Genomic DNA, 21,708 nt, shown 5'->3' on the forward strand with positions numbered 1-21,708 from the left:
GGCCACCCCACGTCTTTCATTTCTAGATTTCGATACTAGAATTCAGTTCGCATCGGCAGTCGAGAGCGAGGTGCCACATGAGCGGGATCGTCGAGGGTCGCGTGGTGATCGTCACGGGCGCGGCCAGGGGCATCGGGCGCGGCCACGCGCTCGAGTTCGCCCGGCAGGGCGCGAAGGTCGTGGTCAACGACCTGGGCGCGGAGGTCGACGGCACGGGCTCGTCCGACGCGGCGGCCGCGGTGGTCGCGGAGATCGAGGCGCTGGGCGGGGAGGCGATCGTCAACGGCGAGGACGTCTCCGACTTCGACGGGGCGGCCCGGCTGGTCCAGGCGGCCGTCGAGCGCTTCGGCGACCTGCACGTGCTGGTCAACAACGCGGGCATCCTGCGCGACCGGATGCTGGTCAACATGACGGCCGACGAGTGGGACGCGGTCATCAGGGTGCACCTGCGCGGCACGTTCGCGCCGCTGCGCCACGCGGCGGCCTACTGGCGTGCCAAGTCCAAGGCCGGCGAGCGAGTGGACGCGCGGATCATCAACACCACCTCCTCTTCCGGCATCTACGGCAACCCTGGCCAGGGCAACTACGGAGCCGCGAAGGCGGGCATCGCGGGCCTGACGGTCATCGCGGCCAAGGAGCTGGAGCGGTACGGCGTGACCGTGAACGCGATCGCCCCCGCCGCGCTCACCCGGATGACCGAGAACCTCGCCCCGGGCGGCACCGGCGCCGATCCCGACGACATCGCCCCGCTGGTGGTCTGGCTGTCCAGCGCCGAGGCCCGGGGCATCACCGGGCGGGTGTTCAACGTGCGGGCGGGGGTGATCAGCGTCGCCGAGGGCTGGCACGCCGGTCCCGGCGTCGACAAGGGCGGCCGGTGGGACCCGGCCGAGCTGGGCGCGGTCATCCCGGCCCTGGTCGACAAGGCCGCGCCCAACGCGCTGACCAACGGCCTGATCCCCGGACGGGAGGAGTGACATGGCGCTCGACCACGACCTGATCGGCGTCGAGAGCCCGCCGCACGACCGCGTGTGGTCGGCCAAGGACACCATGCTGTACGCGCTCGGCGTGGGCGCGGGGGTGGAGGAGCTGGCCTTCACCACGGAGAAGAGGCAGCGGGTGCTGCCGACGTTCGCGGTGCTGGCCGCGCAGGCGCCGGCCGGGCGGCGGCTCGGCGACTTCGACCCCGCCCTGCTGGTCCACGCCGAGCAGGCTTTCGAGCTGCACCGGGAGCTGCCGGCCGCGGGTGGAGTACGGACCACCTCGAAGGTGACCGGGATCTATGACAAAGGGTCCGGCGCCCTGGTGACCAGCGAGGCCCGTGCCGTGGACCCGGAGAGCGGCGAACTGGTGATCATCAGCCGCAGCGCGGCCTTCATCAGGGGCGAAGGCGGCTTCGGCGGCGAGCGGGGGCCGCGCGACGAGTGGACACCGCCCGACCGCGCGCCCGACCACAAGGTGACCTGTCCGACCCGTCCGGAACAGGCGCTGGTCTACCGGCTGTCGGGCGACTTCAACCCGCTGCACTCCGATCCGGAGTTCGCCGCCAGGGCCGGGTTCGACCGGCCGATCCTGCACGGGCTGTGTACGTACGGGGTGACCGGCCGAGCGCTGCTGCACGCGGTGGCGGGCTCGGATCCGGGGCGGTTCGGGGCGATGTCGGGCCGGTTCACCAGCCCGGTCTTTCCCGGCGAGTCGCTCACGGTCTCGATCTGGGTGGACGGCCCGGCCGTCCTGTTCCGGACCGCCAAGGACGACGGGACGGTGGTGATCGACAGAGGGCGGGCGGTGATCAACCCGCCGCGGGAATCGGTCGGCGGCGTGCGGTGATCAGCCTGCCACCTGGATCGGACGGCGGCGGGCGGTGATCAGCCCTCGGCCAGCACTCTGAGGGGGTCGAGGCGGCGGATCAGCGTCATCGCCGCCTCGATCACGTCGTGGGCGTCGTTCTCGGTGTCGCTGGTGGCGACCTCGCGGGCCGCCTCGCCGATGATGCTGGTCAGCGCGGCGACGGTGAACCGGTCGAGGGGGTCGGCGCCGGCGCCGAGCAGCACGGCGTTCTGGCGTACCCACTCCCGGCCCCGGGTGCGGCGGACCAGCTCGAACCCCGGCGGCCCGTCCCCGTCGATGAACAGCCTGACCAGGTCGCGCCGCTCCCACGCGCCCGCGAGATAGGCCCGCGCCCCGGCGATGAGCAACTCGACGGGGTCGTCGACGCCCGCCTGCTTGGCCCGCGACACGCTGGCGGCCGCGGCCTCCTCGTGCGCCGCCTGGTGGTCCTCGTAGAGCGCGAGGAACAGCTCGGTCTTGCCGCCGAAGTGGTGGTAGAGGCTGCCGACGCTGGAGCCGGCGCGGGCCACGACCTCGGAGACGTTGGCCTCGGCGAATCCATGCTCGCCGAAGACCTCGCGGGCCGCCATCAGCATGCTCTGGCGGGTCTGGGCTGTGCGGCTCCACTCCCACGACGACTTCCTTGCCATGCGTCCCATCGTAGCTGGATCAATTCTAGAATTTGATTCTTGACAGGAGCGCGTGCCGACTGGCTTCCTAGAGGAACGTTCTAGAAATTGGGGAGGCGGTCATGGACTTCTCGCTCAGCGCCGAGGAACGTCAGATCCGCGACACCGTCCGCTCCTTCGTCGAGAAGGAGATCATGCCGCTGGAGCCCGAGGTCCTGCGCAACGAGCGCGAGGGCCGCCCGGCGCTCGCCCCGGAGGTCCTCCGCGATCTGCGGGACCGGGCGAGGAAGATGGGCTTCTGGGGCATCAACACCCCCGAGGAGTACGGCGGAGCCGCGCTGGGCCCGGTCATGTCCGCGATCATCGTCATGGAGCTGGGCAGGAGCTTCGTCCCGTTCATGTTCGGCGGTAGCGCCGACAACATCCTCTACGCGGGCACCGCCGAGCAGCAGGCGCGTTACCTGCTCCCGACGATCGAGGGCGAGCGCCGCTCCTGCTTCGCGATCACCGAGCCGGGCGCGGGCTCCGACGCGCGTAACATCCGCACCCGTGCGGTCCGTGACGGCGCCGAGTGGATCATCAACGGGGAGAAGACGTTCATCACCGGCGGCAGCGAGGCCGACTTCGTCATGGTGTTCGCCGTGGCCGAGCCGTACGGCGTGACCTGCTTCCTCGTCGACCGCGACATGGGCTGGACGTCCGAGCCGATCAAGACCATGGGCGAATGGGGTCCGGCGTCGCTGGTGTTCCAGGACGTCCGGGTCCCGGAGGCGAACATCCTCGGCGAGCTGGGCAAGGGCTTCGAGCTGGCCATGCAGTGGATCGGCCAGGGCCGTTACATGATCCCGGCGCGGGCCATCGGCTCGGCCGAGCGCATGCTGGGGATGGCCATCGACTACGCCAAGATCCGCAAGTCGATGGGGCAGACGATCTCCGAGTACCAGGCGATCCAGTGGATGATCGCCGACTCGCAGGTGGAGATCGAGGCGGCCAAGTGGCTGACGCTGTACGCGGCCTGGCGGGTGCAGGATCGCCTGGACGCCCGGCACGCCGCGTCGATCGCCAAGCTCAACGGCGCGATCATGGCCAACCAGGTCGTGGACCGGGTGCTGCAGATCCACGGCGGCATGGGCTACACCAAGGAACTGCCGATCGAACGCTGGTATCGAGAGCTGCGCCTGCTGCGCATCTTCGAGGGCACCGACGAGATCCAGCGCCGCACGATCGCCCGCAATCTGATCAAGGGCCACGCCCGTCTGGGCACCATCGGGGAGTGACATGTCGGTCGAGGCACTGTTCAACCCGGGGTCCATCGCGCTTGTCGGTGCCACCGACAAGTCGGGGTGGTCGATCAGCACGCTGGTCAACCTGCGTACGTACGGCTTCGCCGGGCCCGTATACCTGGTCAACCCGCGCGGCGGGACCGTGCACGGCTCGCCTGCCCATCGGAGTCTGGCCGCCGTTCCCGGGCCGGTCGATCTGGCCTACGTCATGGTGCCGACGTCCGCGGTGCTGGGGGTGCTGCGGGAGGGGGCCAAGCTGGGGATCCGGAGTTACGTGATCCTCACGGCGGGCTTCGGCGAGGCGGGGCCCGAGGGTGTCCAGCAGGAGTCGGAAATTTCAGCTTTTGCTGAGGAAAATGATCTTACGATCCTGGGGCCGAACGGCAACGGCTACATCAACGCCGCCGCCGGCATCACCCCGTACGGGCTGCCCATCCCCCAGCCCCTGCTGCGCGGATCGGTAGGGGTCGTGCTGCAGAGCGGGGCGCTGGCCAGCTCCGTGCTCGGCTTCGCGCAGGCCCGCAACGTCGGCATCAGCCTGCTGACCTCGATGGGCAACGAGGCTGTCGTGACCGTCACCGACGTGGTCGACCATCTCGTCGACGATCCCGCCACGAAGGTGATCGCACTGTTCCTGGAGACGATCAGGGATCCGGCCGAGTTCGCCCGCGTCGCCGGGCGGGCGCTGCTGGCGGGCAAGCCGATCGTGGCGCTGAAGATCGGCCGCAGCAGGCTCGCCGCGCACACCGCCCAGGCCCACACCGGCGCGGTGGTCGGCGACGACGACGTCATCGACGCGACGCTGCGGCGGCTCGGTGTGATCAGAGTTCGCTCGCTGGAGGACCTCATCATCACCGCCGGGCTGCTGGCCTCCGTGGGGCCGCTGCCCGGGCGGCGCGTCGGCGTCGTCACGCCGTCAGGCGGCGCGTCGGAGATCATCGCCGACCGGGCCGAGGACGAAGGGCTGGAGCTGCCGCCGTTCGCGCCCTCGACGGTGGCGCGGCTGGCGGAGATCGTCCCGTCCTTCGGCACCGTGCAGAACCCGCTCGACGTGACCGGCTACGTGCTGATCGACCGTACGCTGCTGGGCCGGGCACTGGCGGCGGTGACCGCCGATCCGGGGATCGACCTGGTCATGCTGCTGTCGGAGCTGCCCCGGGCCGCGCCGCCCGATCCCGCTCCGGTCGTCGCCCTGTACGCGGCCAGCGCCCGGCGGATCGCCGAGTCTCCGGTGCCGGTCGTGGTGGTGAGCAACGTGCTGACGGACGTCACGGAGTTCGGCAGAGCGGTGCAGGAGGAGACCGGGTTTCCGTACGTGGTGGGCGGGATCGAGCACGGGATGTCGGCGATCGGCGCAGCCGTCCGCTGGTCGGAGGCCCGTACTCGCGCTCTCGCCGACCTGGAGACGCGCGCCCCCGGCAGCTCGCCGACGACCCCCGAGGATGCTCCGTCGGCCGACCCACCCGGATAGCCCGCCTCGACCGGCGCGGGTGGGGAGTCCTCAGCCCGCGCCCGAAGAGTCGGCCTTGGTCGGCGCGTTTAGAGGCTGGGGACCCCGTTGCCGTTGCGGCCGTGTCCGGCGAGCACGTCGTCCAGCGACGGCCGGGGCTCCGCGCCGCGGGGACCCACCTGGGCGAGCTGGATCAGTACGCCGTGCGCCTCCTTGGGGTGTAGGAACACCTCACGCCAGCGCTGGTCGCGGACGTTCAGGCCGTGGAGCCGGTAGCCACGCCCGGTCAGCTTGGCCACGGCGGCGTCGAGGTCGTTGACGTGGAAGTTCAGGTGGTGGACGCCGCCCCTGCCGCGGGTCAGCTCGAAGAAGCTGTCGAAGAAGTCCGACCCGGCCAGCGGCTCCATCAATTCGACCTTGCCGCCGCCCTCGTACGTGAGCTGCAGGGTGCGGTAGCCACTCCGCCGGTTGTCGCCGCCGCCGCCGAGATGCCGGCCCCCGAGCAGATCGCGATAGATCGGCAGCAGATCCCGGATACGGGGCGCCGCCACGGCTGTGTGGTCGAAGGTCACCTCTAGCCCGTCCAGTTCCAGGTCCATATCCGACTCCCTTCCTAGAATCTGATTCTAGATCTTAGCGGAGCGCACCGCACTCTTGACGTGGGGCGTTGTGAGGCGCAGCATTTCGGAAATAGATTCTAGAGCTACCTTCTAGAACTCGTGGCGGGGGCCTGCACGACGAGAAAGGCGAGTCATGAGGCTGTCTTACGTTCGCGAACTCGACGAGTACCCCACCGGCGCCCGACGCATGAAGATCCTCGCGATGGCCGTGCTCGCCATCCTCATCGGTTCGTACGAGGGGCAGATCGCCCCCGTGGTCCCGCTGCTGCTCAAGGACCTGCACATGACGCTGGCCACCTACGGCGCCATGTCGGGCGCCGCGGCCGTCGCCGGGGCGATCGCCTCCATCCTGGGCGGCCGACTCACCGACCGGCTCGGCCGGGTGCGGCTGCTGGTGCCGCTGATGATGCTGACCGCCGTGTGCTGCTTCGCCATGACGCTCGTACACAGCCCGCGCGACCTGCTACTCGCCCGCATCCTGCTGGCCTTCGTGGACGGCGTCGCCATGGCCAGCACCGCGCCCCTGGTCCGCGACTTCTCGCCGCGGCTGGGCCGGGCGCAGGCGTTCGGCTTCTGGACCTGGGGGCCGGTCGGCGCCAACTTCCTCGCCGCGGCCATCGCGGGCTGGACACTGCCGATCTTCAATGACTCGTGGCGCTCGCAGTTCGTCATCATGGGCTGCTTCTCGCTGGTGATCTCGCTCGTCATCGCCGTCAACATCGCCGACCTCTCCCCCGAACTGCGAGCCAGGATCCAGCACACCGAACAGGCCGCCACCCAGGTCGTCGATCTGAGCGAGCCAGCCCGCCTCCGCTCACTGTTCGCCAGGCGCAACATCTGGGCCCATGTGGTGGGCATCTCGCTCTGGCTGGTGCTCTACCTCACGCTGTCGCTGTTCGGGCCGACTATGCTCGTCCAGTCACTCGGCATCAGCACCGCCCAGGCGTCCAGCATCATGGCGGCGTTCTGGAGCCTGAACCTGATCACGCTGATCATCACCGGGCGCCTCTCGGACCGTACGCAGCTGCGCAAGCCGTTCTCGCTGGGCGGCACGATCGCCGCGGTGCTCGTCACCGCCTACCTCGCCGTCGTACTCGGCCAGGAAGGCGTCTCGACGGGCACGCTCATACTGGTGGGCGCGCTGCTCGGCGGCTCGCTGGGCGTGGCGTACGCCCCCTGGATGGCCAACTACTCCGAGGACGCGGAGGACGCCGACCCGCGCCTGCAGGGTACGGCCTGGGGCCTGTTCGGGTTCCTCACCAAGGGCATCGCGGTGATCGGCCTGCTCGTCATCCCGTACGTGGTCAAGGTCACGAACTGGCAGACCTGGCTGTTCATCGCGCTCGGCTGTTTGATCCTGTTCATCCCGGCGATCGTGATGTTCAACGGGCCGTGGCGGCGCACCGCCCGCACCCCGGTCGCCGTCGCCCTCGGGGAGGCCGAAGGATGACCAAGCTGTCCGCCGTCTACACCGAGCTCTAAAAGCGCCGCCTGCGCCGGCCCTGAGACGTCTACGAGCTCGCCTTCGCCCCGGACATCGTCCGTCCGGCGCGAGCGCATGACGTAGCAGGCGTGCCGTTGGTAGGCCGGTCGCGCCGGATGGCGAGCTGATCACCCAGACAGCCGGGTCGAGTCGCGCGACTCTGCCACAACGAAACACTGCCCGGCGCTACGATGGGCGGCCAATCGATCAGGTCATTCAGGAGGGCATGTCGGTGGATTTCGGGGTGCTGGGCGTGCATGCGCATCCGGACGACGAGGCGATCTGGACGGGTGGGACCCTGGCCAAGTACGCCGACGAGGGGGCCAGAACCGCCGTCGTCACGTGCACCTGGGCAGCGGGCACCCATCGGGCCGGTGAGCTGGAGCGTTCTCTGGCAATCCTCGGCGCGGGCGAACCACGGGTGCTCGGCTACGCCGACGCGGGCAAGCCCGAGTCCGCGCCGGGCCGCCCTCGCTTCGTGGACGTGCCCCTCGACGAGGCGGTGGGACGGGTGGTCGAGCACATCAGGGAGTTCCGGCCCGACGTCGTGCTCACCTTCGATGGGTACGGGTCTTCCGGACATCCCGACCACGTGCATGTGCATCGGGTGACCATGGCCGCGGTCGAAGCGGCGGGCTATGACCAGCTCTACCCGGACGCGGGCAATCCCTGGCGACCGCGCGCCCTCTATCTGGCGACCATTCCGCGATCTGTCGTGATCTCACACTGGCAAGCAGTGTTCGGAACACCTCCTGAGCCGGGCCAGACGCTGCCGGGCGTCTCCGATGAGCAGATCACCACCCACCTCGACGTCGAGCGGTGGGGTGAGCGCAAGTGGGCGGCCATGCACGCGCACGAGTCCGAGGTTGGCCGCGGCGCGTCAATGACCTTGCTCACTTCACTGCCGGAGCAGGCCCGCGCCCAGATGCTGGCGAACGAGTGGTATCGGCGCGTCTCCTACACCGGTGACCCGGAGACCACCCTCGCAGAGTCTTGATCTTGAGCCTTGAGGCGAGGCGCGGATCGCCATGCTCCTGTTGGGGAAGGCCGCGCGAGCCATCGTCAGGTAGCTGCCGGAATCCGAGCTGAGCCTACGGATCGCCATCCCCTTAGGGAAAGCCGCGCGAACCACCGCCAGATAGCTGCCGGAATCCGAGCTGAGCCTGACGACCCCATCCGCGGGCAAGCAGAAAAGCAGCGGCCCCGAAATCACGGGGCCGCTGCCTTTCGATCATCGCGCCAATGGTGTCGTACGGAGGGCGCCGAGAAAATCAGTCGCGGTGCAGCTTGCGGTAGGTGATGCGGTGAGGGCGGGCGGCATCCGCGCCCAGGCGCTCGATCTTGTTCTTCTCGTAGTCGGCGTAGTTGCCCTCGAACCAGAACCAGTTCGACCCTTCCTCCCACGCCAGGATGTGCGTGGCGATGCGGTCGAGGAACCACCGGTCGTGGGAGGTGATGACCGCGCAGCCCGGGAAGTCGAGCAGCGCGTTCTCCAGCGAGGAGAGCGTCTCGGTGTCGAGGTCGTTGGTGGGCTCGTCGAGCAGGAGGACGTTGCCGCCCTGCTTGAGGGTGAGCGCCAGGTTGAGGCGGTTACGCTCGCCGCCCGACAGGACGCCGGCCTTCTTCTGCTGGTCGGGCCCCCTGAAGCCGAACGCCGCGATGTAGGCGCGGGACGGCATCTCGACGTTGCCGACCTTGATGTGGTCGAGCCCGTCGGAGACGACCTCCCAGACGTTCTTGTTGGAGTCGATGCCGCCGCGGCTCTGGTCGGCGTAGGAGATCTTGACGGTGTCGCCGACGGTGATCGCACCGCTGTCGGGCGTCTCACTGCCGGTGATCATGCGGAACAGCGTGGTCTTGCCGACGCCGTTGGGGCCGATGATGCCGACGATGCCGTTGCGCGGCAGGTCGAACGACAGCTTCTCCATGAGCAGCCGGTCCTCGAAGCCCTTGCTGAGGTCGTCGGACCTGATCACCGTGGTGCCCAGACGGGGGCCCGGCGGGATCTGGATCTCGTCGAAGTCGAGCTTGCGGTGCTTGTCGGCCTCGGCCGCCATCTCCTCGTAGCGCTGCAGACGCGCCTTGCTCTTGGTCTGGCGGGCCTTCGGGTTGGAGCGAACCCACTCCAGCTCGTCTTCGAGGCGCTTCTTGCGCTTGACGTCCTTCTGGCCCTCGACCTTGAGGCGCTGCGTCTTGGCCTCAAGGTAGGTGGAGTAGTTGCCTTCGTAGGCATAGGCGCGGCCGCGGTCGAGCTCGAGGATCCACCCGGCGACGTTGTCGAGGAAGTAGCGGTCGTGGGTGACGGCCAGAACGGTGCCCGCGTACTTCTCCAGGTGCTGCTCCAGCCACTGCACACTCTCGGCGTCGAGGTGGTTGGTGGGCTCGTCGAGCAGCAGGAGGTCGGGCGCCTCCAGCAGCAGCTTGCACAGGGCGACGCGGCGGCGCTCACCACCGGACAGCGTGGTCACGTCGGCGTCCGGGGGCGGGCAGCGCAGGGCGTCCATGGCCTGTTCGAGCTGGCTGTCGACGTCCCACGCGTTGCGGTGCTCAAGCTGGTCCTGCAACTTGCCCATCTCGGCGAGGAGCTCATCGCTGTAGTCGGTGGCCATCTCCTCGGCGATCGCGTTGTAGCGCTCGAGCATCGCCAGCGTCTCGGCGACCCCCTCCTGCACGTTGCCGAGGACGGTCTTCTCCTCGTTGAGCGGGGGCTCCTGCTGGAGCATGCCCACGGTGAAGCCCGGCATGAGTTTGGCCTCGCCATTGGACGGCTGCTCCAGGCCGGCCATCATCCGGAGCAGCGTCGACTTTCCGGTGCCGTTCGGGCCGAGGACGCCGATCTTGGCTCCCGGCAGGAACGACAGCGTGACGTCGTCAAGGACAACCTTGTCGCCGTGCGCCTTGCGCACGCGCTGCAGCGTATAGATGTACTCCGGCATGGCATCTAGCTTAGGGGCTCTCGACCCGGGCTTCCGCCGCTCCGCCGCCCAACTGCGATATAGCCGGCCGGACGGGCGCGTCATGCGGTGGGGCGGCGGTGCGCATGGGCATGGTGGTGGAGGTCTCGTCGCGTGGGACGATCCCGCTGCGGGCTCGTCAGGTGGCCTCTTCGCTTGATGACGTGAATGGGGATCGTTATTTGTCGTTGCCGGCCCTGACGGCTGGAGCCCCTGCGGCCGAAGGGCCGTTGCCGACTCGCCTGCCTGTCGCCGGAGCGGCTGATCGACGCCGGGGACGCGGTGGCGGACGAGATGGGCGACTGCCCGCAGTGGGGCCGGGCCCCGCTCGTCTGCCTCGTGCTCATAGGTCTTCGACATAGCCGGCAGCGATGTCGTCGGGTGGGTTGGCGTACAGGCGCAGGTAGCGGTCGTTGGCGTGGCCGAGGCGGCGTTCGAGTTCGGGGGCGGCGGGTGACGATGGAGGCGCCGGAGAGGAACAGCGCGGCCGGGGGGATGCTGGTGGCGGCGTACTCGACCCGGTCGACCACGTTCTTGACGGTGCGCACCTGGGCGGCGGCCAGGGCCCGCACCTTCGGAGTGGGCAGCGGCAGCGCGGCGGCCTTTGAATCGCTCGAGATGGCGGGTCACCTTGCCGGTGACCTCCGCCGAGCGGACCCCGCGCACCGCCAGGTCGAGATTGCGCTCGCTCCAAGCGGTGAGGCTGTCGTCGGCCGGATCCAGGCGCTCAGAAAGGCCGACTGCCTTCCGTGAAGTGATTCCGCTGCGATCCGGCCCGAGGGACGGGTCGGCCGACCTGGGCGTCTGGTGCGGCATGGCGCCAAATTACTTCACGGAAGAACCTTTTCCTGAAAGGATCTGGGCTTGTCGTGCGTACAGAGCTTTCTGTCGAAAGGGTGACGTATGGAGCCGCTGCGGGCGGATGATCCCCGGCAGGTGGGGCCTTTCCGGCTGAAGTGCCGGCTGGGCGGCGGCGGCATGGGTCAGGTGTTCTTGGGCCGTTCCCCGGGCGGCCGGCCGGTCGCGGTGAAAGTGGTACGGCCGGAGCTGGCCGGCGATGCGGGGTTCCGGGCCCGGTTCACGATCGAGGTGCAGGCGGCCGAGGATGTCGGCGGGTTCTACACCGCGCAGGTGGTGGATGCCGACAGCAAAGCTGATCCCCCGTGGCTGGCCACCGCCTACATCCCCGGCCCGTCCCTGCACCAGGCCGTCGCCACGCACGGACCGCTGCCACCTACGTCGATCGGTGTGCTGGGGGCGGGCCTGGCCGAGGGCCTGGCCGTGATCCACGGCCTCAAGCTGGTGCACCGCGACCTCAAACCCGGCAACGTGATCCTGGCCGCCGACGGTCCCAGGATCATCGACTTCGGGATCGCCCGCGCGTTGGACGCCACCTCCCACACCGTCACGGGGGCCGTGATCGGTACTCCGGCCTTCATGTCACCCGAACAGATCCGAAGCGGCGAGGTCGGCTCTGCCAGCGATGTGTTCGCCCTGGGAGCGGTGCTGGTGTTCGCCGCCACCGGCTGCGGCCCGTTCGGCGACGGTCAGACCCACGCGATCATGTACCGCATCCTTAATGACGACCCCGATCTGACCGGCCTGCCAGAGGACTTGGCCGACCTGGTGGGTGCCTGCCTGGCCAAAACTCCTGAGAAACGGCCTGGTGCCGCCGCTCTCGTCGACCGGCTCGCCGCACAGGCCGGGGGCACCACGCGATGGCTCCCGCCCACGATCACCGCGGTGATCAGCCAGCTCGAAGAGGACATCTCCGATCCTTCTGGCGGCGCGTCGATCCCTGGTCGGGTCGTCGATCCGAAGCGCCAGTCGGCGTTCGACCATGCCTTAAGGATCGCCCATTCCATCAACGATCCCGAGGAGCGGGAACATACGCTGTGGGACGTTGCCAAGGCGATTGCAGATGCTGATCCCGACCACGCGGAGCAGCATCTGCAGCGCATCCCCTCGGCGGAAGTGCGAGCAGTGGCTCTGCTGGCACTCGCCGAGGAGCTGTCCGACACCGACCGCGCCCAGCAGTTGATCGGTCACGCCGAACAGCTTGTGGTTCAGCTCCTCGACGATGGTTCGGACATCATGAATGAGGGAGTGATCGAGTTCCTGATCGACCAGCTCATCGGCGTGGATCCCCAGCGGGCGCTTGCGGTGCTGGACCGCGTTGAGCGGCGTGTCGTGGACTTGGACAAGCCCGAGGTGCGCGCCAAGGCGCTGGCCGCTGAGGCCGGCAGGGAGGCCGCCACCGCCCCTGACCGCGCCATCAGGCTGATGGGCCAGGCGGTAGAAATGGCCCGCCTGATCCCACCCGATCCCGGCTATGCGCCCCGTCTGCCCGGCACGATCGCAGAGATCGCCAGTATCGGTTATGCCGCCGACCGGGGACATGCCGAGCGTTTGATCGACCTTGCCGAAGCGACCGCGTTCGCTATGAAGGAAGGCGAGCGGGACTGGGCACTGAAGTGGATCGCCCGGGCGGTGGCGGAGGTCGACCCCGCCCGGGCGGAACAGCTCATCAACAAGATCACGGAGGGGTACGTCCGCGCAGCCGCCTGGGAAGGCATCCTGCAGACGGCGGCCTCCACTCGAAAGGATCACGAGCCTTTGCTCGACGCGGCCGAACGGAGCGTCGCGGAACCTGCCGCCCAGGAACCTGCCTCTGTGAAGCCCGATCCCTGGTGGGGCCGCCGGCGAGCCCAATCCAAGGTCGGCGACGACCAGAGGAACTTCGGTCCTTGGTATCTGAGGTATATCGCCATCGGCGCGGCACGATGCGACCCGTCACGCGCCGAGACCATCGCTGCGCGGATCGTTGAAGCCCGCTATCGGGGTGAGGCATTCGCCGAAATGGCCCGCGAGATCGCCGAGATCAACCCCCTGCAGGCGCGGTGGTGGCTCAACGCCGCATACCAGACCGCCCTCGAAGCCGAGCCAACCCAAGCTGTCCCCACAATGGGAAAGATCGCAGCAGCCGGGGCCACCGTGGGCCCCAGCACCGCACAGCAGGCCGCTCAGTACATCACCGGCCATGCGGATGATACGGACCTGGAGCCATCGCAGCTGGTAGTGGCCGCCGAAGATGTCGTCGCCGTCGACCCAGATCTGGCCGTGCGCCTCATCGACCTCGCCGAGACCCGAGCGCAACAGCCCGGCAAGGAGCGGCTCGACAACCGTGATCTGGAGCGCGTGGCCAAGACTCTGATGGCAGTGGCGATAGCATGGGCCAACTCCAGACCTGAACGGACCGGACCCATCCTGCGCCACGTGCTGGAGGCGGCCCTGGCCGCACAATCGACCGAGTACCTGTCGATCGCTGAAACCGCCGTGCCGAACCCACAGGCCGTCGAGCGGCTCCTCCAGGAATACCGCGGTCCCGGCCGGAATCATCTGCTGTGCATCGCGACCGCGGCGTTCGCGGCGACCGATGCCCACCGCGCCGAAGGGTTCACCCAGGAGATCACCGATGACACCCTGCGGGACGCGGCACTCAACGTCCTCGCTATGTTGATCATCAAGCAGGCCATGAGCTCGGCTGTCGGCCCAAACGCCAAGCGCGCCACATAGCGCCCCGGATCCTGCCTCAACCCGTGTCTCCCATCCGACAATGCCCTTCGCAGCTCAGCGCCGTTGCCGGCTCCCGACCAGCGTTAAGCCGCGAGTGACGACGCGCTCGTCCCACGAGCGCGTTCGGCCGGGCCGGGATGACGTCCCTTGGAGTGGCCTACCTCCTGGCGATCCCTGGAGTGGGGTAACTCCTGGCGATCTTCCCGGGGCGTCGACGGACGATCACCTTGCGCTTTGAGAGTCTTGGATCTTGAGACCGACCGTGGAATTCCCCGAGGACCGGCCGGGGCAGGTGGCCTACTGGCGGTCGCTGGCCTGCCGGGCCTACCAGCGGCGCCTCCACTTGACGGGACGTCACCCGGGCGGGCCCGCCAATGTCGCCCTAGCCACCGAGCGGGGCCGGCGGTCCTTCCCACGCCTCAAGCGTCTGTTCAAATCCGCCACCGCCGCCATCGAGCCGCACCGCCACAGATGGACGCTGCACCAGCTGCGCCTACTCTGCGCTGGACGGTCGACTCCCCGCGAAGGCAGGGAAATCAGATACGGCCTCAGACAGCCGGGCGTCCGCGAAACGCGGGAAACAGATGTTGCGCCGGACAGACAGCTCCCCGGGAAGCGCGCAGAGAGCAGGTACAGCGTCAGACTGCCGGCCCTCAGGGACATGCGCGGAAACCGGGTCTTCGGAGCTGACGTGACATCGGATATGGCATCAGACGGCGACCTGCCCCCGGTGAACACGAGCAAATCAGGTACGGCGCCAGGTACCCCCTTAGAGGCCGAACTTCCGGAAGGACGAGGAAAACGAAGTACGGCTCCAGACCACCGAACCTCCGGAAGGAGAGGAAATCGGGTGCGGGGTCAGGCGGCGGGGTCTTCGGGGAGGGCGGGTGGGGGTGGTTGGACGGCGGGGATGCAGACGCGGTCGCGGCCGAGTTCTTTCGCCCGGTACAGGGCCAGGTCGGCTGCGGCCAGGAGTTCGATCAGGTCGTCGCCGTGGACGCTCATCAGGGCCACACCCGCCGAGACGGTGACGCTGATCATCGCGTCGTCGGCCGGGACGGCCATGCGGCCGATGCAGTAGCGGAGGCGTTCGGCCACTCGGCGCGCCTCGTGGACGTCGGCGCGTGGCAGGAGGACCACGAACTCCTCCCCGCCGAAGCGGCCCACCACGTCGTAGTCGCGCAGTTGGCTGCGGAGGGTGGCCGCGACGCCGACGAGGACCTGGTCGCCGGCGAGGTGGCCGTGCTTGTCGTTGACCCGTTTGAAGTGGTCGATGTCGATGATCAGGAGGGCGAGCGTCTCGCCGGTGCGGCGGGCGCGGACGATCTCGGTGTCGGCCTCCCGCTGCCAGGCGGCGGCGTTCAGCAGGCCGGTCTTGGAGTCGGTGCGGGCCGCCGCCTGAAGCTGGGCGTGCAGGAGGCTGCGCTGGAGGAGGACGACCGGCGGCAGGGCGAGGATCAGCAGGGCGAGGTTGAGCCCGCAGGCGATCGCGACCGTGACTCCCAGGCAGAGCTCCACGACGTCGAGGAGCACGCTCTCCCTGTCCCAGAGCACCTCGCGCCAGGAGATGTCGGGGTTGGCGGTGTGCGCGGCGATCGCGATGAGGATGGTGTTGAGCAGGGCGAAGATCATGGCGGCGGCGACCGCGAAAGCGATCGGGGGGCCGTTGCCCCGCGAGAGCACCGCCGAGTTGGGCACGAGCCAGTGGAACGTCACGGACGCCGTGCAGGCCGCCAGCCCGATGACCGCCGCGCTGCACACCCGTCGATAGAGGACCGTCGCACGGACCCGCCATTGCAGCAGGACCTGCAGCACGATCGGGGCGAACAGGGAGTAGACCGGCGGTAGCAGCAACGCCACCGGCAACCACCATGCCGACAGCAGGTCACGGGACACACCGGCGGGCATGCCCAGGCGTCTGGTGGCCTCGATGCAGACCGCGCCACAGCCCATGAGGGCGGCGAACGTCAGTAGTTCCGGCCATCGAAGCACAGTTGACATCATGAAATAGACGGTCGCGGCGAGATTGAGGGCGACAATTCCGCCCAGGTAGTACAGAAGCGGGCGGCGCTGTCCGAGTAGCGGCCAGCGGTCGGCCAGCGTTGACACACCGTTGCGAGGCTTGACCGAGGCGTGACTGGTCGCCGCCATCTCGTCCCCTCCCTGACTAACGATGTGTAACACATTAATTGCGGAGTGTGCGTTGCGCGATGGGAACCCACTACGTTTGACGTTGTGACCACATACGTGCTGTAGTCGGCGAATGACACCGCTCACTCCGCGAGCGGACCGTGCTCGGAAAGGAGCAGCCATGGTGCAGGGCGTGACCTGGACCTGAATGACGCTCTAGTCATCTGAAACCGGCAACGCCATCGGCCGAGTTTCGGTGCCAGGTCCTTCGGGGCTCCATGGCATCACCGCGTACGGCCGGTGCACCCCTCCCTCCCGCTCTCTCTCCCTGCGGGCGCATGAGCGGGCACCGGCTTGATCGACCGATGCTCCGCTCATGCGTGAGCCGTTGTGCCGCAGAGCCCGCTACGCCGCCGCCCGCTCCTCCGTCGGCCAACCGGCGTCCTCCGCCTCGGTCTCGTTGTCGTCAGCGCCCAAGATCCGTACGGTTGCGCTGCTGCTCCTGTCTGTGTGAGTGAGAGCGCCTGCGGACGGGGACCCCGTTGAGGCGGTTGGCGCAGCACCTGTTGATGACGAGGCGGATCGCTTGGCGCTGGGCTGCTTGGTGGGTGAGGTGCCGGTGCCCTGCTTGGTGGAGCCTGTCGTAGTGGTGCTTTCGAGGGTGCGGCTGCGGCGAGAGCCGGTGCCGAGCACGCTGGCGGATGTCTGTTCCTTGGCGCCAGCAGTCAGTGCACGTCCCTCTCCGACCGGGCCGCTCTCCCCGGACGTGTGCGTCTGTGAAGTCGAGCGATCCTGCTGCGAGATCGGGCGGTCCGGCGATGCCGAGACCCCGTCCGCGAGAGCTCGCGTCTCCGCCAGGTGTTCGGGTGCGCGCTGCTGCTCCTCCGCGCCGCTGACTACGACACCTTCATCGATCACATGCGCCCGAGTAACGGCCTGAGCATCCGCTCGCACGTCCATCCGCGCATCCGCCCGAGTAACGCCTTCAGCATCCGTCCTGGCGTCCGATCGAGCATCCAGCCGGGTTGCCGTGTGGCGGTCGGGGGTGGGTTTGGCGCCCAGGGCCCAGTCCTGAGTTTCCTCGTCCAGGCGGTCGCGCATCTCCTTGCTCACCGAGACGGTGCCGCCGGCGCGCTCCGGCTTGGCGAAGACGCCTGTGCCCCAGCGCAGGTCGTGGCCCACCGCGCTGGCCTCCACCTCGGGCATGAAGCGCCGGTCGCCCTCGGGGCCGAACTCCCTGATGCGGAGCTTCCCGGAAACGACCACAGGCTGCCCTACCTGCACAGATTTGGCGACATTGTCACCGAGGGCGCGCCAGCAGCGGACCGCGAAGCACACCCGCTCACCGTCGGCCCACTGCCCGGTCTTCCTGTCGAAATAACGGTGGGTGGTGAGCACTCGGAGCGAGGTCACCCTGGCCCCGTCGTCGAAGCTGTATTGCCGTGGCTCTGCTGCGACGTTGCCGGTGAGCGTGATGTAGATGTCGTTCATCCCGTTGCCTCCCCTGTGGCGGGCGGGGTGCCCGCGACCTGGGAATACGGTGCCTCAGGCGGGCAGGGGCGGGAGGAGGCGAACGGGGTTCTGTGGATAAGGCCACCGCTGGGGCGGAGGCCTGTGGACGGAGGTCAGCCGGACAGGCCGCGCATGGCGCTGTAGAAGGCGTGGTGACGGCCGAGCTCGCGTTCGACGGGCTCCACCACCATGGTCTCCGACACCGCGGCCACCCGGCGGCGCATCTCCCGCTCCAGCCGTTCGCGTTCCCTCGACGCTCCAAGCACGACGAAGTTACGCGACGCGATGCCCGACAGCGCCCCCAGCCCCAGTACGGAGGCCATCATCAGCCCCACCCAGGGCAGCGCGGCGCTGTCGCCGAGCAGTTGGAGAGCCGCGGGCAGCTGGCCGGGGACGGTCAGCCCCACCGTCAGCCAGGCCAGTCCGCCGACGAAGGCGCCGACCAGGAAGTACTGCCAGATCTTCAGCAGCCGCCACCAGCCAGGAACCCGGTCGAGCTCGGGCGCGACCTCCGTGAGGTCCTCGGTCAGCGCTTTGGGCAGCTGGCTGGAGCGGGAGCGGGCCGCGCGGTGCACGGCGGTGCGCCACACCGGGTGCATCCCGACCGACAGTCCGTCGGCCAGCGCCTGTACGGCGTTGGACACCTCGGCGGCCTGCGCACTCACCGACCCGGTCGTGATGCCGCGGATCTCGTCGCTGACATCCTCCAGGCGCAGCGATTTGAGCGGGTCAGGACGGAACTTGGCCAGCCAGCGCGGGTACGGCCAGCCCACCCAGCGGCTCGACCGCTCGGCGTAGACGTTCTCCATGGCCTCGCCCACGGCCGGAACGCCCACAGCGTCGCAGAGCGCGTCCGTCAGACCGAGCCTGCGGGCCTCGTCGACCGACGCCGGTGCGGAGAGCGCCTGGCCGACCGGCATGGTCTGGGACAGGCGCTGCTCCAGCCGGCGCAGGTCGGCTTCGATCTTGTGGATGGCCGCCCGCCGCCGGCTGACCGCGCTCGAGATGACGCTCTTGAGGCTGTCGACGCCCCGGCCGCTGACCGCCGAGGTGGGCACCACGCTGGGGTGTTCGACGCCTTCGCGGCGGAGCAGGTCGTTGAGGTCGATGACCAGCTCGGCGAGCTCTTCGGGGCTGAGCCGGTCGGCCTGGTTGAGCGCGAACACGGTCACCGCCTCGTGCCCGGCCAGTTCGGCGACGTAGCGCCGGTGCGTGGAGGCGTCGGCGTATTTCTGCGGGTCGAGCACCCACACCACGAGGTCGGCCAGGCCGATGAGCCGGTCGGCCTCGGTGTCGGTGAGTGCCCTGATCGAGTCGTGGTCGGGCAGGTCGAGCAGGATCAGCCCGTGGAGCTGGCTCTCGCCCTTGTCCAGCGCGCTGGCGCGGGCGAAGCGGTGGCGCCACTGGATCTGCAGCCAGTCGAGCAGCGGCGCGGCACCCTCCAGCCCCCACACACAGGCGTGTGTACGGGCGGTGGTGGGCCGGCGCACGCCCGTGGGCGACAGCTCCAGCCCGGAGATCGCGTTGAACAGCGACGACTTGCCGCTGCCGGTGCCGCCGGCAAGGGCGACCACGGTGTGCTCCGACGACAGCTTGAGCCGGTCACCGGCCCGCGTCAGCAGCGTGCTCGCCTCGGAGAGCAGCTTCTGGTCAAGCCGCCCGGGCCCGAGCTCGACGATCTTGGTCAGCGCGGTCAGCCGCGGAGCCAGGCCCGGCCTGGTGGTGACGGTGGTCATCGAGCGACCTCGAGGTTGTACGTCGCTTGGTAGAGGCGGGTCGCGATGGACTCGTCGGGTATCCCGGCCGAATCGAGCGCTTGCACGTAACGCATGGATTCCTCGTCGAACAGCATGCCGATCCTGGCTCGGAGGTCACTGAGCGCCTTGGCGCCGATGCCGCGCAACGACTCGGCACCGAGCAGCGCGTTGACCAGCCGGTGCGGGACGCCTTCGACGGTGCCGCCGCTGAACATCGCGACCATGAAGATCAACGATAGCGAGTCGGCATCGAACGACACGAATTTCGACACCGACCGCTTGGCCACGCCCTCCGTACGTACGAGCTCCGTGACGTGCTCCTGCCAGGCGGCGATGGCCCGGGCGGCATGACGTACGAGCTCGTCGGAAGGGCCGTCGAGGCCGGCGCCGATCGTGCCGCCCAGCTCCGAGCGGTGCCGCCAGCGGGCGACCACCTCCTCGGCGGCGCGGTTGGCGGCGGCGACGATCAACGACTCCAGACCGGCACGCAGCGCCGATCGGAACGCCGTGACACGCTCGGGCGCCTGCCTGCTCGACCTGCCCCGCTTGCGGAACTGGATAGTGCGCATGAGGTCGCCGGACCCGGCGAAGTCCTGCCAGCGAGCCAGCACCTCGCCGTGGACCAGCATGCCGTTTCTGGTCGCCTTGTCGATCTCGGCGAGCGCGCTCATGTAGGCCGCTTCCACGTCCGCGCGGAGCTCCGTGCGGAACGCGACCTGCCCCTCCAGGTGCCTGGCCAGCGCGGGGACGCGGGTGCGGAAGCTGTCGAGCACGCCGTTGAGCGTCTCGTGTACGGCCTGCGCGCGGCGGTCCTCGTCGACGGAGAGCTCGGCCAGCCAGAGGCGCAGATCGGTCATCTCGTGGTCGGGCAGCCTGCCGTCGACCACCTTCGCCTCGCCGATGACGAACCTGTCGACCTCGCCCAAGCCGTATTCGGTGAGCATCCGGACGAAGTGCTTCAGCACGACCTCACGCGCCTTGGGCTGGACGCGCGAGAGCACGATGGCCAGCCGGGCACCGCGTTCCTTGGCCAGGCGCAGCAGGTTCCAGGCGGGGGCGTCGGCGTAGCGGGCGGCCGTGGTGACGAAGATCCACAGGTCCGCGGCGTCGAGCATGCGGTGGGCGATCTCGTGGTGCTCCTCGACGACCGAGTCGATGTCGGGGGTGTCGAGCAGCGCGACGCCCTGCGGCAGCTTCTCGGTCGCGACCACGACCAGGCTGCCGAGGCCGGCGTCGCGCGAGGGCTTGTCGATCCGCCGCATACCGCCGAGCAGGTCACCCTTGGTGAACCACTGCCGGTCGTCCGGGTGGCAGACCAGCACGGGGATGCCGGTGGTGGGCCGCCGTACGCCGGTGCGGGAGATGTTCTTCTCGGCGAGGGAGTTGACCAGGGTGGACTTGCCCGCGCCGGTCGAGCCCGCGACCACTATGAGGGCGGGCGCGGTGTTCGTCCGTACTCTCGGGATTACGTAGTCCTGGAGCTGGGCGAGCAGGTCGGCACGGGCCTGCCTGGCCTCGACCGCGCCCGGCAGGTCCAGGCCGAACCGCAGGTCGGACACGCTCTCGCGAAGCGCGTTGAGCGCCGCCGTCAGCGCCGCGACCATCTCGGGAGGCAGCGGCTCGACGCGCGGTGCGGGGGGCCTCCCACCGGCGGGCTTCCCCGCGTCGGCGGCCGCCGCGGAGTCTTCGCGGACAGCCTGCGCGGCCACCTTTCGTTCGGCCTGCGGGTCCGGGAAGTGCCAGGCGGACGGCTCCTTGGCGGCGTCCGCCGATCCCGCAGGCTCGTCCTCGGCAGACTCGTCGGTCTCCGCGGGCTCGACCCGCGCCTGCGGCTCATCGAGTGTCAGGAACCCGGCCGGTTGCCCAGGCTTGTCGGTCTCCGCGAGCTCTGCCCGCGCCTGCTGCTCCGCGAGCTTCGCCCGTGCCTCCGCCTCGTCGAGCTCCCTGAGCCAGGCCGGCTCCGCGGGCTCGTTGTGCTCGTCGGGCCCTGCTGGCTCGTCTGGCTGCGCAAGCTCGGATGATTCCGCGGGCTCGTCGGGCTGCGCGAGCTCGGCTGATTCCGCGGGCTCCTCGTCAGACGGAGCCTCAGGCTCCTCCAGCTCCGCCCGCACGTCAGGCTCCTCGTCAGCCGGCTCGTCCAACTCGGCCCATGCCTCCGGCTCTGCGGGGTCCACATCGCCCGCATCGCCGACATCAGACGACGCCTCGGGCCCATCAGAAGGTTCCTCGGACGACGCCTCAAGCTCCGCCGCCTCGCCGGACGACACGTCAAGCTCCTCCGGCTCTTCGGAGTCCGACGCGCCCACATCGCCGACATCAGACGACGCCTCGGGCCCATCAGAGGGCTCCTCAGACGACACCGCAAGCTCCGCCGCCTCGCCGGGAGACTCTCCGGCCGAAGCCGGGGCCTCCCCCTCGGCCGCAGAGGCCGGCGATGGCGCCGCAGAATCGTCTTCGACCGCAGAGGCCGATGGCGGCACCGCAGAA

Annotated in this window: 15 protein-coding genes; 8 read left to right on the plus strand and 7 right to left on the minus strand. The window is 69.2% G+C overall.

Going from position 1 to position 21,708, the window contains the following annotated elements:
- Positions 1 to 77: 77 nt before the first annotated feature.
- Both ACGFNP_RS56255 and ACGFNP_RS56260 read left to right on the plus strand, forming a co-directional pair.
- The gene (locus tag ACGFNP_RS56255) at positions 78 to 974 is read left to right on the plus strand and encodes an SDR family oxidoreductase (RefSeq protein ID WP_393332714.1); all 897 of its coding nucleotides are present in this window, start codon (positions 78 to 80) and stop codon (positions 972 to 974) included.
- Position 975: 1 nt separating this feature from the next.
- A complete protein-coding gene (locus tag ACGFNP_RS56260) occupies positions 976 to 1,827 on the plus strand; it encodes a MaoC/PaaZ C-terminal domain-containing protein (RefSeq protein ID WP_393332717.1) in 852 nt (283 codons plus the stop codon).
- Between the two features lie 38 nt (positions 1,828 to 1,865).
- On the opposite strand, the gene ACGFNP_RS56265 is transcribed toward ACGFNP_RS56260, so the two are convergent.
- A complete protein-coding gene (locus ACGFNP_RS56265; RefSeq protein WP_393332719.1) occupies positions 1,866 to 2,477 on the minus strand; it encodes a TetR/AcrR family transcriptional regulator in 612 nt (203 codons plus the stop codon).
- Between the two features lie 101 nt (positions 2,478 to 2,578).
- Here ACGFNP_RS56265 and ACGFNP_RS56270 point away from each other — a divergent pair, with 101 nt between their 5' ends.
- Both ACGFNP_RS56270 and ACGFNP_RS56275 read left to right on the plus strand, forming a co-directional pair.
- Positions 2,579 to 3,733 (plus strand): acyl-CoA dehydrogenase family protein, encoded by a 1,155-nt coding sequence (locus ACGFNP_RS56270; RefSeq protein WP_393332722.1) that lies wholly within the window; start codon positions 2,579 to 2,581, stop codon positions 3,731 to 3,733.
- A 1-nt stretch (position 3,734) separates the two neighbouring features.
- Positions 3,735 to 5,210 (plus strand): CoA-binding protein, encoded by a 1,476-nt coding sequence (locus ACGFNP_RS56275; protein WP_393332724.1) that lies wholly within the window; start codon positions 3,735 to 3,737, stop codon positions 5,208 to 5,210.
- Between the two features lie 68 nt (positions 5,211 to 5,278).
- Here ACGFNP_RS56275 and ACGFNP_RS56280 read toward each other — a convergent pair whose 3' ends face one another.
- Positions 5,279 to 5,788, minus strand: a complete 510-nt coding sequence (locus ACGFNP_RS56280) for a VOC family protein (RefSeq protein WP_358332546.1) — start codon at positions 5,786 to 5,788, stop codon at positions 5,279 to 5,281.
- A 154-nt stretch (positions 5,789 to 5,942) separates the two neighbouring features.
- Here ACGFNP_RS56280 and ACGFNP_RS56285 point away from each other — a divergent pair, with 154 nt between their 5' ends.
- Positions 5,943 to 7,259, plus strand: a complete 1,317-nt coding sequence (locus ACGFNP_RS56285; protein WP_393332728.1) for an MFS transporter — start codon at positions 5,943 to 5,945, stop codon at positions 7,257 to 7,259.
- A gap of 259 nt (positions 7,260 to 7,518) precedes the next feature.
- Positions 7,519 to 8,289: a PIG-L family deacetylase gene (locus ACGFNP_RS56290; protein ID WP_393332731.1), complete on the plus strand. Its 771-nt coding sequence runs from the start codon at positions 7,519 to 7,521 to the stop codon at positions 8,287 to 8,289.
- A 274-nt stretch (positions 8,290 to 8,563) separates the two neighbouring features.
- Here ACGFNP_RS56290 and ettA read toward each other — a convergent pair whose 3' ends face one another.
- A complete protein-coding gene (ettA, locus tag ACGFNP_RS56295) occupies positions 8,564 to 10,228 on the minus strand; it encodes an energy-dependent translational throttle protein EttA (RefSeq protein ID WP_358332555.1) in 1,665 nt (554 codons plus the stop codon).
- 471 nt (positions 10,229 to 10,699) lie between these two features.
- Between ettA and ACGFNP_RS56300 the strand changes: the two genes are divergently transcribed.
- Positions 10,700 to 10,999, plus strand: coding sequence for a hypothetical protein (locus tag ACGFNP_RS56300; protein ID WP_358332558.1), 300 nt, complete (start codon positions 10,700 to 10,702; stop codon positions 10,997 to 10,999).
- A gap of 150 nt (positions 11,000 to 11,149) precedes the next feature.
- Complete coding sequence (locus ACGFNP_RS56305) at positions 11,150 to 13,822, plus strand: serine/threonine-protein kinase (protein WP_393332735.1); 2,673 nt, start codon at positions 11,150 to 11,152, stop codon at positions 13,820 to 13,822.
- Between the two features lie 858 nt (positions 13,823 to 14,680).
- Here ACGFNP_RS56305 and ACGFNP_RS56310 read toward each other — a convergent pair.
- From ACGFNP_RS56310 to ACGFNP_RS56325, 4 genes are all read right to left on the minus strand, one after another.
- Positions 14,681 to 15,973, minus strand: coding sequence for a GGDEF domain-containing protein (locus tag ACGFNP_RS56310; protein WP_393332738.1), 1,293 nt, complete (start codon positions 15,971 to 15,973; stop codon positions 14,681 to 14,683).
- Between the two features lie 384 nt (positions 15,974 to 16,357).
- A complete protein-coding gene (locus ACGFNP_RS56315) occupies positions 16,358 to 17,443 on the minus strand; it encodes a single-stranded DNA-binding protein (RefSeq protein ID WP_358332567.1) in 1,086 nt (361 codons plus the stop codon).
- A 134-nt stretch (positions 17,444 to 17,577) separates the two neighbouring features.
- A complete protein-coding gene (locus tag ACGFNP_RS56320; protein ID WP_358332570.1) occupies positions 17,578 to 19,200 on the minus strand; it encodes a GTP-binding protein in 1,623 nt (540 codons plus the stop codon).
- Complete coding sequence (locus tag ACGFNP_RS56325) at positions 19,197 to 21,581, minus strand: dynamin family protein (RefSeq protein WP_393332742.1); 2,385 nt, start codon at positions 21,579 to 21,581, stop codon at positions 19,197 to 19,199. The genes ACGFNP_RS56320 and ACGFNP_RS56325 overlap by 4 nt, the downstream gene beginning before the upstream one ends.
- Positions 21,582 to 21,708 lie beyond the last annotated feature (127 nt).

The sequence above is a fragment of the Nonomuraea sp. NPDC049269 genome (assembly GCF_043197155.1).
Lineage (GTDB): Bacteria > Actinomycetota > Actinomycetes > Streptosporangiales > Streptosporangiaceae > Nonomuraea.

Coding starts and splice junctions, on each gene's coding strand:
- ACGFNP_RS56315 (WP_358332567.1), bottom strand. CDS start 17,443: ATGAACGACATCTACATCACGCTCACCGGCAACGTCGCAGCAGAGCCA.
- ACGFNP_RS56255 (WP_393332714.1), top strand. CDS start 78: ATGAGCGGGATCGTCGAGGGTCGCGTGGTGATCGTCACGGGCGCGGCC.
- ACGFNP_RS56285 (WP_393332728.1), top strand. CDS start 5,943: ATGAGGCTGTCTTACGTTCGCGAACTCGACGAGTACCCCACCGGCGCC.
- ACGFNP_RS56305 (WP_393332735.1), top strand. CDS start 11,150: ATGGAGCCGCTGCGGGCGGATGATCCCCGGCAGGTGGGGCCTTTCCGG.
- ACGFNP_RS56280 (WP_358332546.1), bottom strand. CDS start 5,788: ATGGACCTGGAACTGGACGGGCTAGAGGTGACCTTCGACCACACAGCC.
- ettA (WP_358332555.1), bottom strand. CDS start 10,228: ATGCCGGAGTACATCTATACGCTGCAGCGCGTGCGCAAGGCGCACGGC.
- ACGFNP_RS56310 (WP_393332738.1), bottom strand. CDS start 15,973: ATGGCGGCGACCAGTCACGCCTCGGTCAAGCCTCGCAACGGTGTGTCA.
- ACGFNP_RS56320 (WP_358332570.1), bottom strand. CDS start 19,200: ATGACCACCGTCACCACCAGGCCGGGCCTGGCTCCGCGGCTGACCGCG.
- ACGFNP_RS56265 (WP_393332719.1), bottom strand. CDS start 2,477: ATGGCAAGGAAGTCGTCGTGGGAGTGGAGCCGCACAGCCCAGACCCGC.
- ACGFNP_RS56275 (WP_393332724.1), top strand. CDS start 3,735: ATGTCGGTCGAGGCACTGTTCAACCCGGGGTCCATCGCGCTTGTCGGT.
- ACGFNP_RS56270 (WP_393332722.1), top strand. CDS start 2,579: ATGGACTTCTCGCTCAGCGCCGAGGAACGTCAGATCCGCGACACCGTC.
- ACGFNP_RS56260 (WP_393332717.1), top strand. CDS start 976: ATGGCGCTCGACCACGACCTGATCGGCGTCGAGAGCCCGCCGCACGAC.
- ACGFNP_RS56290 (WP_393332731.1), top strand. CDS start 7,519: ATGTCGGTGGATTTCGGGGTGCTGGGCGTGCATGCGCATCCGGACGAC.